The following is a 12,858-nucleotide window of genomic DNA, read 5'->3' as shown; positions in this document are numbered from 1 at the left end:
GGGGTGGGAGGCAGTGAGACGTTCTAAAAGAATGGAAATGCTAGATAGTCGCCCTGTTAATAAAGATGGCTTTATCAAGGAATGGCCAGAAAAAGGTTTTGTGGCTATGTTAAGTCCATATGATCCTTCTCCTTCTATCCTGATTAAAGATGGACAAGTTATTGAAATGGATGGAAAAAAAAGAGAAGACTTTGATTTTATGGACTACTTTATTGCAGATCATTATATAAATACAGATATTGCTGCTAAAAGCATGGAAATACCTACTTTAGATATTGCGAGAATGTTGGTGGATATTCATGTTTCAAGAGAAGAAATTGTAGAAATAGCAAAAGGCTTTACACCAGCAAAACTCACAAGAGTCATGAATCATTTAAATGTCGTTGAGATGATGATGGCAATGCAAAAAATGAGAGCAAGACGACATCCAGCAAATCAAGCACATATAACAAACGCTAAAGATAATCCAATCCTTATTGCGGCAGATGCTGCTGAGGGCGCACTACGAGGTTTTAGAGAAGAAGAAACTACGGTAGGTATAGCAAGATATGCACCTTTTACGGCAATCGGTCTTCTAGTAGGCTCACAGATAGGGGCAAGAGGCGTACTTACACAATGTGCTGTTGAAGAAGCTGTAGAACTTGAATTAGGTATGAGAGGTCTTACAACTTATGCAGAGACTATTTCGGTGTATGGCACAGAAAAGGTATTTATAGATGGTGATGATACGCCGTATTCCAAAACTTTTTTAGCTTCTGCTTACGCTTCAAGAGGGCTCAAAATGAGATACACTTCAGGGACAGGCTCTGAAGTCCTGATGGGAAATGCAGAAATGAAATCGATGCTTTATCTAGAGACAAGATGTCTTATGGTTACAAAAGGCGGCGGGGTACAAGGGATACAAAATGGCTCAGTAAGCTGCGTTGGGATTACGACTTCTGTACCATCAGGTGTAAGAGCAATCCTTGCGGAAAACTTAATAGCAGCCATACTTGATCTTGAAGTCGCATCCAGTAATGATCAGACATTCTCTCACTCAGATATTAGGAGAACAGCAAGAATGCTGATGCAGATGCTTCCAGGCACAGACTTTATTTTCTCAGGATACAGCGGTACACCAAATGCTGATAATATGTTTGCAGGATCAAACTTTGATGCAGAAGACTTTGATGACTATAATGTACTTCAAAGAGATCTTAAAGTAGATGGCGGGCTTAGACCTGTTAAAGAAGAAGACGTGATAAACGTTAGAAACAAGGCAGCAAGAGCTATGCAGGCAATCTTTAAAGAATTAGGTTTCCCGGAAGTTACTGATGCAGAAGTTGAAGCGATCACTTATGCACATTCAAGTGAAGATGTGATTGACAGAGATATTGTAAAAGATTTAGTCGCAATAGATGAAATGATGAAAAACAGCATTACAGGGATAGATATTATAAAAGCCCTTCATAAATCAGGTTTTGAAGATGTAGCCGGCAGTTTACTTGAAATGTTTAAGCAGCGTATGACAGGAGATTACCTCCATACATCAGCTATCTTAGACACTGATTTTAAGGTACAGAGTGCGATTAACTTTAAAAATGATTATAAAGGACCTGGGACAGGTTATGTCATGAGTAATGAACGCTGGGATGAGATAAAAGATATTCCCCATATTATCTCTCCAGAAGACTTATAGGAGGTGATGTTAATATGGATGAAAAGCTTATAGCTGATATTGTCAGACAAATACTTGCAAGTTCAGACTTGCAAAATACCCATAAAAACCTCAGCTCTTCAAGTTCTGGTTACCAAGATCCAAAAGAGGTAGGGATTGGAATAGGTGCAGCGTATGGGACTAAAATTCATTACACCATTAACGGCCTGCCGGTAGACCAAGTACTTAGAGAAATCATGGCAGGTATTGAAGAAGAGGGCATGACACCTAAAGTTTATAGAATTATGAGAACCTCGGATGTTTCCTTTATGGGGAATGATGTTGCAAAGCTTGTGGGATCAGGCATTGGGATAGGACTTCAGTCTAAAGGGACTGCGGTCATTCACCAAAAGGATCTTTATCCGCTGACTAATTTAGAACTGTTTCCTCAAGCACCCCTTTTAACTTTAGAAACCTATAGAAAAATAGGTAAAAATGCTGCGAAGTATGCTAAAGGGGAACAGGTAATGCCTATTCCGATACAAAATGACCCCATGTGCAGACCCAAATTTCAAGTTAAAGCTGCGCTCATGCATACGATAGAAACAGAACTGGTCGTAGACAGAGGTCAGCCAGAGCAAGTCACTATTAAAAGTTAAGGAGGTAAGAGCTATGGATTTATACCCATTAATAGAAAAATATCCTGAGCTGATAGCCAGTAAAACCGGCAAAAAACTAGAGGATGTAACCATAGAAAATATCATGAACGGCAGCATTGGCATTGATGATATTTCAATTTCAAAAAGTACTCTTATGCTCCAAGCAAAAGTAGCTCTTGAAGATGGCAAAACGCAGCTCGCAGAAAACTTTGTAAGAGCAGCAGAGCTTATAGCAGTTCCGGATGATGAAATACTGCAAATCTATAACAGCTTAAGACCTTATAGAGCAACAGAGACGGAACTTCAAAATATTGCAGATAAGCTTGAAGCTAAGTACGATGCCCCTATTTGTGCAAACTTTATAAGAGAAACGCTAGAGGTTCACAAAAAAAGAGATATACTTCGCAAAGAGTAGGTGAATACCTTTGAGAAAAAGAGTAGCAGGTATAGATATAGGGAATTCAACTACGGAGGTATGCATCGCTGAAATAGATCGCGCAGGAAATATTACGTTTAAAAGTAGCAGCAGCGTGACAACAACAGGTACAAAAGGCACATTAGAAAACATAAGAGGGATTAAAGAAGCTCTTAAAGTCGCATTAGATAAAATAGGGATGAAGCTTTCGGAAATAGATAGGATTTTTCTTAATGAAGCAGCTCCCGTTATAGGCGATACCGCGATGGAGACTATTACAGAAACGATTATTACAGATTCTACAATGATAGGACATGATCCAAGTACACCTAGCGGAGAAGGGGTAGGGATTGGTGAAACAATCCTTATAACAGACATTCAATCAGCAAGCCGGGATAAAGCTTATATTGTAATCGTGCCAAAAGAAATAAAGTATGAAGCTGCAGCAAAGCTCATGAATGACTCAGATAGATGTATTGCAGGTGCTATTGTTCAGAATGATGAAGCAGTTCTTATTCAAAACCGCATCAAAATCTTTATACCCATCGTGGATGAGGTGAAATATATTGAACGGATTCAGATAGGGATGCCGGCTGCAATAGAAGTAGCTGGAACTGGAAGGTCAGTACAAAGTTTATCTAATCCTTATAGCATAGCCAATATCTTTAAACTTACCCATGAAGAAACTAAGCGTATTATTCCGATTGCAAAGAGTTTAATAGGTAATCGCTCGGCAGTAGTTGTAAGAACCCCTCATGGAGAAGTCAAAGAAAAAGTATTGCCAGCAGGCAAACTGACATTTGTAGATGGAAACGGCAGCCAGCAGGAGATTAATATTGACCAAGGGGCAGCCAAGATTATGGAAGGTCTCACTGGTATGACGCAGATCGTTAATATCAAAGGAGATACAGGCAGTAATGTTGGCTATATGCTAGAACGCATGAGACATGATCTCATGATACTTTCAAAGAGTACGATGCAAAGTATAAGCATTAAGGATCTGCTGGCTGTAGATGTACTTGTTCCTATCAATGTAAAAGGCGCCCTTGCAGGAGAAGTCTCCCTAGAAAAGGCAGTTGCCATAGCGGCAATGGTTAAGACGGACAAGCTCCCCATGCAGGTTCTGGCTAAGGCTGTCTATGAGAACCTTGGGATCCCCGCAGAAGTAGCAGGCGTTGAAGCAGTTATGGCAAGTCTTGGAGCGCTTACAACAAGAGGCAGCACCTTACCCCTTGCTATACTAGATCTTGGTGGTGGTTCAACGGATGCAGCCATTGTTTTAGAAGATGGTAGTGTGCGAGCAGTTCATCTGGCAGGAGCCGGGAACTTCATTACAATGCTCATAGATGTACAGCTTGATCTTCACAATATGTCGCTTGCGGAAGATATTAAAAGATATCCGCTGGCTAAGGTTGAGAGTTTATTCCACATTAGATTAGAAACAGGAGAAGTAAAGTTCTTTAATGAACCGCTTAGTCCAAAAGTATTTGGAAAAGTAGTTGTCTGTAAAGAAAATGAACTTATCCCGATTGAGACAAAGCATAATCTTGAAAAAATAGCGCTTACAAGGAAAACAGCCAAGAAAGAAGTATTTGTGCAAAACGCTCTAAGAGCACTAGGGCAAGTTGCAGTAGCTCATGATATAAGAAGTATTTCAAATGTTGTTTTAGTAGGAGGCAGTGCCCTTGATTTTGAAATACCTCATATGATTCTTGAAGCCTTTTCTTATTATAATATCGTAGTAGGAAAAGGAGAGATTAGAGGAACAGAAGGACCAAGAAATGCAGTGGCAACAGGACTTGTGCTTTCAAAGGTGGGAAAAGTATGGTAAGGCCGGAGATTATTATAAAAACCTATAATCCAGACACCAAAGCCTTAAAAGAAATGCTGGCAGGTATAGAAGAAGAAGGTGTGCTTTATAAGGTGATTCATGAACAAATGCCTAAGGATCAAATGACACTTGGGTATATAGCATCTCAGATGTCACAGCTTGAAGTAGGTATAGGCATTCAGGCAGACCATGCAGCACTTTATGTCAAAAAGATAAAAGATGCCCCCTTATTTCACACAACAGCTAAGCACAGAAAACTTGGTCAAAATGCAGCAAGGTATGTAAAAGGCAATCCACTTATTGAGATATAAGGAGGAGAGGAATGAAAATATATACCCAAACAGGTGATGATGGTACAACAGGACTTTATAGCGGAGAACGGGTACCTAAAACACATCCTAAAATAGAAGCTGTAGGCACACTAGATGAACTAACCAGTCATTTAGGCGGTATAAAAAGTATCATTCAAAAAGGGCCTATAGTTGATGAATTAGAAAAGATCCAAAAATCACTTATACTTTTAATGAGTGAAGTAGCATCAAGCGGTAAGGGAGAATGGCAGAACAAACAAGGAGACATACGATTTTTAGAAAATTGTATTGATCATTATGAACAACAGGCTGGTTCATTTACAAAGTTTATTCTTCCAGGAGATAACCCCCTATCATCTCAAGTAGATATCGCACGGACTGTTGCAAGAAGAGCAGAAAGAGCGGTAGCCAGATGCCAAGATGCACAAACAGAAGTAAGAAAGTATATTAATAGATTATCGGACTACTTATATGTAGCAGCCAGATATATAGATAAGGTGTTTAGAGAAACAATGAAAACAAATATTCAGCAAATGCACACAGAGTTAAATTTAGAGCAAGCTAATTTTCTTATTGAAAAAGTTAAAGAATATGCAGCATACAAAGGCATTCAAGTGGTTGTGGCGGTTGTTTCAAAAGAAGGCAGTCCAATAAGCGTTCAAGTGATGGATAACTCGTTTGTAATAAGCTATGAACTGGCTATTAAAAAAGCATTTACGGCTTCTGCTTTAAAAATGCCGACCCACGAACTTGCACGACTTACAGCTAAGGGTGCACAGTTTGAAGGATTAGAAAATATGCTGGATGCAAAAATTGTAACCCTTGGAGGTGGCTGTCCCATTAAAGTAGGTGGGATCGTTATAGGCGCTATAGGTGTAAGCGGCGGATCGGCCGAAGATGATATAGAGTTTGCGAGATATGGCGCTCAGTGTATAGAAGGAGAGTGAAAAAATGAACGAAATAGAATTAAAACAAGTTGTTGAAGAGGTTGTACGTAAACTTGGGGTACCTTCAGCAACAGCACCAAAGACAGCACCAACAATTGGACTTGGTCAAGGTGTATTTGAAAGCATGGATGAAGCAATAACAGCTGCAAAAGCGGCTCAAGAAGACCTTCACATGATGCCTCTAGAGTTTAGAGAAAAAATTATTGCACGTATTAGAGAAAAAATTATGGCAAATAAAGAGACGCTTGCCAAGATGGCAGTTCATGAAACAGGTATGGGTAAGATCGGACATAAAATACTTAAACATGAACTTACAGCAAAGAAAACACCAGGAACAGAATGTATTAAAACAAGAGCGTGGAGTGGTGATCAAGGACTTACGGTTATAGAGAGTGGTCCCTTTGGTGTAGTAGGTGCTATTACGCCGTCAACTAATCCATCAGAAACTGTCTTTTGTAATGCGATTGGGATGATTGCTGCTGGTAATACAGTTGTATTTAACTCACATCCAAATGCTGCCAGGACATCAAATTTTGCAGTACAGCTTGTAAATGAAGCGGCTGTAGAAGTCGGTGGATTTGAAAATCTTGCAACCTCAGTACTAAAGCCTACAGTTGAGTCAGGGAATACATTATTTAAACATCCAGATATTCAACTTTTAGTAGCTACTGGAGGACCAGGTGTCGTAAAAGCCATTCTTCAAAGCGGCAAAAGGGGTATCGCAGCAGGCGCTGGTAATCCACCAGTGCTGGTAGATGAAACAGCAAATATTAAAAAAGCAGCAGCAGATATTATTAATGGGGCAACTTTTGATAACAACCTGCCTTGTATCGCAGAAAAAGAAGTGATTGTCGTAAATGAAGTGGCTGATGAACTTATTCACTATATGACATCAGAAAATGATTGTTATATGCTAAAAGGTGAACAAATTGAGAAGCTCGCACAGACCATTCTAGTAGAAAAAAATGGCCACTATATTGTAAATCGTGACTATGTAGGAAGAGATGCCCATGTGATCTTAAAAGGTATCGGAATAGAAGCACCAGAGAGCATCAGATGTATTATCTTTGAAGCCTCTAAAGAGCATATCTTAGTTGTAGAAGAACTTATGATGCCGGTGCTTGGTATTGTTAGAGTAGCAAATGTAGATGAAGGGATTGCGGTTGCCAAAGTGCTTGAAGGTGGTAACAGACATTCGGCACACATGCATTCATCCAATGTTTATAACCTAACCAAGTATGGCAGAGCACTTGATACAGCTATATTTGTAAAAAATGCACCGTCTTATGCTGGGATTGGATTTGGCGGTGAAGGTTTTGCAACCTTTACAATAGCAAGTAAAACAGGTGAGGGGTTAACGAATGCAGCATCCTTTACCAAATCAAGAAGATGCGTTATGGCAGACGCGCTTTATATCAGATAGGGAGGAAATCAAGTGGAGTCTTATAATATAGGAAATATTGAAGATATTGTTGCTCAAGTTATTAAGAATTTACAAGGTGAGGGAATTGGCGCTGGTACAGCATCAAATGCAGCAGTTCCTCAAAAAGGAAGAACAGCTTATCTAGTAGAAAAACAAAAAATAGAAGTTAAAACTTATGATCTTCCTGAGATCAGTGATGATGAAGTCCTTGTAAAAGTTGAGGGCTGTGGTGTATGCGGGACTGACGTTCATGAATACAAAAATGACCCATTTGGACTTATACCAGTAGTACTTGGTCATGAAGGAACAGGAGAAATCGTTAAAATAGGTAAAAATGTTAAAGTAGATATGGTGGGCAAGGCACTTAAAGTAGGTGACAAAGTTGTAACTTCTGTTACACTTACAGGAGACGATGAATATACAACTTTACAACCAGAAAAAGCAAACTTAAGTGATAACATGGCTGTATATGGACTGCTTCCAGATGACAATTACAAATTTAATGGATGGTTTGGTGAATACATCGTTCTTAGAAAAGGGTCCTCAATCTTTAATGTAAGCGACCTTTCACTTGATGATCGGATATTAGTTGAACCTTTTGCAGTAGCTATGCATGCTGTAGAACGTGCTAAAACAACTAACCTTATAAGTTTTGGAAGCCGTGTGCTTGTTCAGGGCTGCGGACCAATTGGGCTTACTGTTATTGCTGTACTACGTACAATGGGTACACAAAATATCATTGCTGTAGATGGTGATGCAAAAAGATTACAGCTTGCAAAAGAAATTGGAGCAGATCTTACTGTAAACTTTAAAGATTTTGGAAGCTTTGATGAGATGTTAGCTTTTGTAAAAAAAGAGACAAAAGGCGGAGTTGATTTTGCATTCCAATGTACTGGCGTACCATCAGCAGCTTCAAATATCTATAAATTTATTAAACGGGGCGGCGGACTTTGTGAACTAGGATTCTTCGTTGATAACGGGAATGCTACCATTAATCCTCACTTTGACTTATGCCAAAAAGAAATTACACTGGTAGGTTCTTGGGTTTATACCTTTAGAGACTATGTGAATACTTTAGAGTTCTTAAAACGTGCTAAAGGTATCGGGCTTCCAATTCAGAAATTAATTACCCATAGATTTGGTCTTGATGAACTTAATGAGGCAATGGTAGTTAATATGAAGCAAGAAGGTATCAAAATAGCCTACATCAATAAATAATAGAGGTGCCATATGGGAAAAGCAGTAGGACTATTAGAAGTATATGGACTGGCAACAGCCTTGCATGCTGCTGATGTAGCATGTAAGGCCGCTAATGTAACCATAGAAGCAATTGATAAAAATAAACCAGCAGGTGGAGATGCACTTCCCGTACCCCTCTTAATTATGTTAAAATTCAGAGGAAGTGTATCCGATGTAACAGCTGCTGTTGAAGCTGGCAAAAGGGCTGCAAATGAGGTCGCAGGATATGTTGCTGATAAAGTAATTCCAAGTCCTGATGAAGACTTAGAAAAGCTCTTAAGATTAAACTGTTTATAAAAAATAAAAATAAAACACACACTATAGGAGGAATTTAAAATGAAACAAGAAGCATTAGGTATGATCGAAACTAGAGGTTTAGTAGCAGCAATAGAAGCAGCAGATGCAATGGTAAAAGCAGCAGATGTAACACTTGTAGGAACAGAAAAAATCGGTTCAGGTCTTATTACTGTAATGGTAAGAGGAGATGTTGGGGCAGTTAAAGCAGCTACAGAAGTTGGCGCGAGCGCAGCATCAAGACTTGGAGATTTAGTTGCAGTACATGTTATTCCAAGACCTCATAGTGATGTAGATAAGATTTTACCAGCAGCAAAATAATTGCAAACTATCAGAAAGAGTGATTACATGAGAGCTATTGGAATACTGGAAGTTGATGCAAATGTAGCAGCAATACTAGCTTTAGATGCAATGTTAAAGGCAGCTGATGTAAGTCTTGTTACAACCGAAAGAGCACTTGGCGGAAGACTCGTATCCATGATTATACAAGGGTCTATATCAGATGTAAAAGAAGCTATTGAGCATGGTAAAATAGCAGCAGCAAAACTAGGTAAAGTAGCAGCAGCTATTACGATCAATAGCCCGCACGAAGAAGTACAAAAACTTGTGCTGCATAGTGCAAGAAAATTAAACAAGTAGGTGATAGCTAGTGGCTGAAAGTAGAGTAAGAAACACATCCAGCACTAAAAAGGCACAAACAGCTAGTAAAACTGAATTAGCGCATAAAGAAGGGCAACTTGATCAAATAGAGCAAGCTGCTAAGACAGAGCAAGTACCTAAAACGGAAAAAATAGTAGTTGAGCATACACCCCAAAAAACAGTGGTTAGAGAGGAGAAAAAAATAATGAATAATCAAGCATTAGGAATGATCGAAACAAGAGGTTTAGTAGCTGTAACAGAGGCGGCAGATGCAATGCTTAAAGCTGCAAATGTAGAACTTGTAGGTTCAGAAAAAATCGGTTCAGGGCTTGTAACAGTTATGGTAAGAGGAGATGTTGGTGCAGTTAAGGCAGCAGTAGAAGCAGGGGCTGCAGTTGCATCAAGACTTGGTGAAGTTATTGCAACACATGTTATTCCAAGACCACATGCAGATATCGAAAAAATACTACCAAAATTCTAATTAAGAGGTGAAAGCCTTGAATACAAATGAGCAGGCATTACAACAACTGATTATGGAAGCCGTACAAAAAGAATTAAATAGGAGTGGTGCTAGAAGCGCTGCTCCTGTACAAGAGACCAAACATGTTGTGCCAGTAGGCGTATCCGCCAGACACTTGCATGTGACCCAGGAACATCTTGAAGTCTTATTTGGAGAAGGGGCAACACTTCATCCTAAAAAAGAACTTATGGGTGGACAATATGCAGCAAATGAATGTGTAACGCTAGTTGGGATCAATCTTAGAGTTATAGAGAATGTGCGTATATTAGGGCCAGTAAGAAAAGAAACACAAGTAGAACTTGCAAAAACAGATGCTATTAGACTTGGCATTAACCCACCAATACGTGAGTCTGGCAATATAGCAAAATCTGCTCCTATTACAATAGTAGGACCTAAAGGGGCCCTTTATCTGAGTGAAGGCTGTATTATTGCAAAAAGACATATTCATATGAGTGATAAAGATGCAGCCGTTTTTGGACTTCAAGATAATGAAGTGGTTGCTGTAGAAATAGGTGAAGAAAGAAAAGGACGCTTTGAAAATGTTCAAGTAAGAGTCCATCCAAGTTTTACACTGGAAATGCATATCGATACAGATGAAGCCAATGCACTGGGCGTAAAATGTTCTCAAGGCGCAACGATAATAAAGAATTAAATAAAGGGGATGCAAGACATATGACAATCGCAAAGGTAATAGGAAGTATTATTTCTACACGTAAGCATCCGGCACTTATTGGCAACAAATTTCTTATGGTTGAGACACTGGCATGTATGGATGCCGGGAAAGAAAGATTTATAGCCATAGATACTGTTGGCGCAGGGATTGGAGAAATGGTACTAATAACAAGAGGAAGCAGTGCAAGATGCAGCATTGACAATATAAATGCACCAATAGATGCAGCAATAGTAGGCATCGTAGATGATGAGAATCATATTGGTGAGTAGCAGACAAGAGAAGAGGTGAGATTACGTGACATATGAGACGATGAGGGCGCAAATTTTTGAAGCAGGCATAATAGGAGCGGGTGGAGCTGGTTTTCCAACCCATATTAAACTAGCTAAGGGCATGGCGTATTTGATCATAAATGGGGCTGAGTGTGAACCGCTTATGTATACAGATTATGAAATCATGATGCAGTTTAGTGAAGAGCTTGTAACTATTATTAGAGATATGCTAAATGCTTTAGGACTCAAAAAAGCAATATGGGGAATCAAATCAAAACATAAAGCACTTATTGCTCAGTTAAACACAATCACTTCTTTAGATGATGCTATTGAAATCTGCCCACTGCCTAATATTTATCCGGCAGGTGATGAACTTACTCTCATTTATAAATGTGCAAATATTATTATTCCTAAAGGGCAGCTTCCGAGCCAGAAGAAGGTTATCGCACTTAATGTAGAGACCCTGTATAATATTTATAAGTGTATTTATGAGAAGCAGCCTGTAACTGATAAATATATTACGGTAACAGGAGCAGTTGAGGAGCCCAAAGTAATCAAAGCGGCTATAGGTACGACCTTTGAAGAAATCATCAAACACGTTACAGTAACTATCCCTGAATATGATATTTTACTCGGGGGGCCGATGATGGGAAGTTTTGTATCAGCAGATATCAAAGTTACCAAAACTACAAAAGCTATTATCTTATTACCTAAAGATACAGTGCTTTATCATAAGAAAAAAGCTATAGGTATAGGCAGCATCAAAAGAGTTATGTCCGCTTGTTCACAGTGTCAGATGTGTACAGACCTATGTCCAAGAAATAGATTAGGTCATAAGGTAGAACCCCATAAACTTATGAATGCTTTTGCAAATGGTTTAGTTCAAAACTCAGATAAGCTGCATACAGCACTGGGGTGCTGCGGCTGTAATACATGTTCTTACTATGCTTGCCATCATGATTTAAGTCCAGCAGAGCTTATGATGATGGTTAAAAGAGAACTTATGAAAGAAGGCATCAAGCCTAGTGGTGAGGAATATCCAAGGCCAAGCCATAATGTAACAGCTGAGATACCTTCAAGCAGGTTGCTTGATAAACTAGGACTAAAGCAGTATGATAAACCAGCTATGTTTAAGGCCCAGAAAATAATACCTAGGATTGTATATATGCCTATCGCAGCGCACATAGGAAAACCAGCATCCCCGATTGTTAATGTAGGTGACTATGTACGTACAGCACAAAAAATTGCGAGTGGAGATCTAACGGGTATAAGTGCGAATATACATAGCAGCATTAATGGTGTAGTAAAAAAGATAACACAAACTGAAATCATTATAGAGGGGAGATAATTAAAGTGGATGAAATGAAATCTTTGGGCGTAGCAGAGTATAGATCAGTTGCATTAGGCATAAAAGCGGCAGATACTATGTTAAAAGCAGCAGATATTAAGCTGGTTATGTCACAGGTTGTATGCCCTGGTAAATATATTATTTTATTCAGCGGTAAATTATCCTCTGTAAAAGCAGCTTTAGAAGCAGCTGTAGTATCTCCTTTTGATACGGTACTCGTTGATACTTATTTACTAGGAAACCCAGATCCAACCTTGTTTGCCGCTATTTACGGCGTAACTGAAAAAGGAAAGGCCGAAGCCATTGGGATTATAGAAAGTTACTCAGTAGCATCTATAGTAGGCATTGCAGATGAAGTTGTGAAAACGAGTCCTGTTAAACTGATAGAAATAAGACTCGCCAGAGGCATGACTGGAAAATCGTTTGCCATATTCAGCGGGGAGTTATCAGCCGTAGAAGCATCGATGGAGCGGGCAAAAAATACATTGCTGGAAAATGCTATGTACATTCAAAGTGCTGTCATTGCAAACCCTGATCCGCAAATATGGGATAACTTATAATTTCTAAAATACCTGCACTCCAAAAATAAGAGAAGTATCTTTTGTTTGAGACAGGTATTTTTTTGTACAATTTAAGCAGAAATATTATAAAAAT

16 protein-coding genes are annotated in these 12,858 nt (G+C 39.1%); all 16 read left to right on the top strand.

Going from position 1 to position 12,858, the window contains the following annotated elements; genetic code table 11:
• Positions 1-13: 13 nt before the first annotated feature.
• The 16 genes from BN3326_RS20090 (at position 14) to BN3326_RS20015 (ending at position 12,764) form a co-directional block, all read left to right on the top strand.
• On the top strand, positions 14-1,678 hold the full coding sequence (locus BN3326_RS20090; protein WP_070001032.1) for a propanediol/glycerol family dehydratase large subunit: 1,665 nt from the start codon (positions 14-16) through the stop codon (positions 1,676-1,678).
• 14 nt (positions 1,679-1,692) lie between these two features.
• A complete protein-coding gene (locus BN3326_RS20085; protein WP_070001031.1) occupies positions 1,693-2,295 on the top strand; it encodes a glycerol dehydratase reactivase beta/small subunit family protein in 603 nt (200 codons plus the stop codon).
• 13 nt (positions 2,296-2,308) lie between these two features.
• Positions 2,309-2,710: a diol dehydratase small subunit gene (locus tag BN3326_RS20080; protein ID WP_070001030.1), complete on the top strand. Its 402-nt coding sequence runs from the start codon at positions 2,309-2,311 to the stop codon at positions 2,708-2,710.
• Between the two features lie 10 nt (positions 2,711-2,720).
• Positions 2,721-4,541, top strand: a complete 1,821-nt coding sequence (locus tag BN3326_RS20075; RefSeq protein WP_070001029.1) for a diol dehydratase reactivase subunit alpha — start codon at positions 2,721-2,723, stop codon at positions 4,539-4,541.
• Positions 4,535-4,852 (top strand): glycerol dehydratase reactivase beta/small subunit family protein, encoded by a 318-nt coding sequence (locus BN3326_RS20070; RefSeq protein WP_070001028.1) that lies wholly within the window; start codon positions 4,535-4,537, stop codon positions 4,850-4,852. The genes BN3326_RS20075 and BN3326_RS20070 overlap by 7 nt, the downstream gene beginning before the upstream one ends.
• 11 nt (positions 4,853-4,863) lie before the next feature.
• Entirely contained in the window at positions 4,864-5,799 is a 936-nt protein-coding gene (locus BN3326_RS20065) for a cob(I)yrinic acid a,c-diamide adenosyltransferase (protein ID WP_070001027.1), read from the top strand.
• A 4-nt stretch (positions 5,800-5,803) separates the two neighbouring features.
• Positions 5,804-7,222 carry an aldehyde dehydrogenase family protein gene (locus tag BN3326_RS20060; protein WP_070001026.1) on the top strand — a complete coding sequence of 473 codons (1,419 nt, stop codon included), beginning with the start codon at positions 5,804-5,806 and terminating at the stop codon, positions 7,220-7,222.
• A gap of 12 nt (positions 7,223-7,234) precedes the next feature.
• Positions 7,235-8,440 (top strand): zinc-dependent alcohol dehydrogenase, encoded by a 1,206-nt coding sequence (locus BN3326_RS20055; protein WP_083258978.1) that lies wholly within the window; start codon positions 7,235-7,237, stop codon positions 8,438-8,440.
• Positions 8,441-8,452: 12 nt separating this feature from the next.
• Positions 8,453-8,758 (top strand): BMC domain-containing protein, encoded by a 306-nt coding sequence (locus tag BN3326_RS20050; protein WP_070001025.1) that lies wholly within the window; start codon positions 8,453-8,455, stop codon positions 8,756-8,758.
• A 39-nt stretch (positions 8,759-8,797) separates the two neighbouring features.
• Entirely contained in the window at positions 8,798-9,076 is a 279-nt protein-coding gene (locus tag BN3326_RS20045) for a BMC domain-containing protein (RefSeq protein ID WP_070001024.1), read from the top strand.
• A gap of 27 nt (positions 9,077-9,103) precedes the next feature.
• Positions 9,104-9,394: a BMC domain-containing protein gene (locus BN3326_RS20040; protein ID WP_070001023.1), complete on the top strand. Its 291-nt coding sequence runs from the start codon at positions 9,104-9,106 to the stop codon at positions 9,392-9,394.
• Between the two features lie 205 nt (positions 9,395-9,599).
• Entirely contained in the window at positions 9,600-9,875 is a 276-nt protein-coding gene (locus BN3326_RS21805) for a BMC domain-containing protein (protein WP_070001214.1), read from the top strand.
• 52 nt (positions 9,876-9,927) lie between these two features.
• A complete protein-coding gene (pduL, locus tag BN3326_RS20030; RefSeq protein WP_070001213.1) occupies positions 9,928-10,566 on the top strand; it encodes a phosphate propanoyltransferase in 639 nt (212 codons plus the stop codon).
• A 20-nt stretch (positions 10,567-10,586) separates the two neighbouring features.
• Positions 10,587-10,856 carry a EutN/CcmL family microcompartment protein gene (locus tag BN3326_RS20025; protein WP_070001022.1) on the top strand — a complete coding sequence of 90 codons (270 nt, stop codon included), beginning with the start codon at positions 10,587-10,589 and terminating at the stop codon, positions 10,854-10,856.
• 40 nt (positions 10,857-10,896) lie between these two features.
• On the top strand, positions 10,897-12,204 hold the full coding sequence (locus tag BN3326_RS20020) for a 4Fe-4S dicluster domain-containing protein (RefSeq protein WP_070001212.1): 1,308 nt from the start codon (positions 10,897-10,899) through the stop codon (positions 12,202-12,204).
• 14 nt (positions 12,205-12,218) lie between these two features.
• Positions 12,219-12,764 (top strand): BMC domain-containing protein, encoded by a 546-nt coding sequence (locus BN3326_RS20015; RefSeq protein ID WP_070001211.1) that lies wholly within the window; start codon positions 12,219-12,221, stop codon positions 12,762-12,764.
• Positions 12,765-12,858: the final 94 nt, after the last annotated feature.

This window comes from Cellulosilyticum sp. I15G10I2 (genome assembly GCF_900095725.1).
GTDB lineage: Bacteria > Bacillota > Clostridia > Lachnospirales > Cellulosilyticaceae > FMMP01.
Note: the sequence above shows the minus strand (reverse complement) of the source record. Positions and strands in the feature narration are given on the sequence as shown.

Bases quoted from the DNA above. Each gene is read 5' to 3' on its own strand.
- BN3326_RS20015 (WP_070001211.1), top strand. From the start codon at position 12,219: ATGAAATCTTTGGGCGTAGCAGAGTATAGATCAGTTGCATTAGGCATA.
- BN3326_RS20045 (WP_070001024.1), top strand. From the start codon at position 8,798: ATGAAACAAGAAGCATTAGGTATGATCGAAACTAGAGGTTTAGTAGCA.
- BN3326_RS20065 (WP_070001027.1), top strand. From the start codon at position 4,864: ATGAAAATATATACCCAAACAGGTGATGATGGTACAACAGGACTTTAT.
- BN3326_RS20025 (WP_070001022.1), top strand. From the start codon at position 10,587: ATGACAATCGCAAAGGTAATAGGAAGTATTATTTCTACACGTAAGCAT.
- BN3326_RS21805 (WP_070001214.1), top strand. From the start codon at position 9,600: ATGAATAATCAAGCATTAGGAATGATCGAAACAAGAGGTTTAGTAGCT.
- BN3326_RS20020 (WP_070001212.1), top strand. From the start codon at position 10,897: ATGAGGGCGCAAATTTTTGAAGCAGGCATAATAGGAGCGGGTGGAGCT.
- BN3326_RS20050 (WP_070001025.1), top strand. From the start codon at position 8,453: ATGGGAAAAGCAGTAGGACTATTAGAAGTATATGGACTGGCAACAGCC.
- BN3326_RS20070 (WP_070001028.1), top strand. From the start codon at position 4,535: ATGGTAAGGCCGGAGATTATTATAAAAACCTATAATCCAGACACCAAA.
- BN3326_RS20085 (WP_070001031.1), top strand. From the start codon at position 1,693: ATGGATGAAAAGCTTATAGCTGATATTGTCAGACAAATACTTGCAAGT.
- BN3326_RS20060 (WP_070001026.1), top strand. From the start codon at position 5,804: ATGAACGAAATAGAATTAAAACAAGTTGTTGAAGAGGTTGTACGTAAA.
- BN3326_RS20080 (WP_070001030.1), top strand. From the start codon at position 2,309: ATGGATTTATACCCATTAATAGAAAAATATCCTGAGCTGATAGCCAGT.
- pduL (WP_070001213.1), top strand. From the start codon at position 9,928: ATGGAAGCCGTACAAAAAGAATTAAATAGGAGTGGTGCTAGAAGCGCT.
- BN3326_RS20040 (WP_070001023.1), top strand. From the start codon at position 9,104: ATGAGAGCTATTGGAATACTGGAAGTTGATGCAAATGTAGCAGCAATA.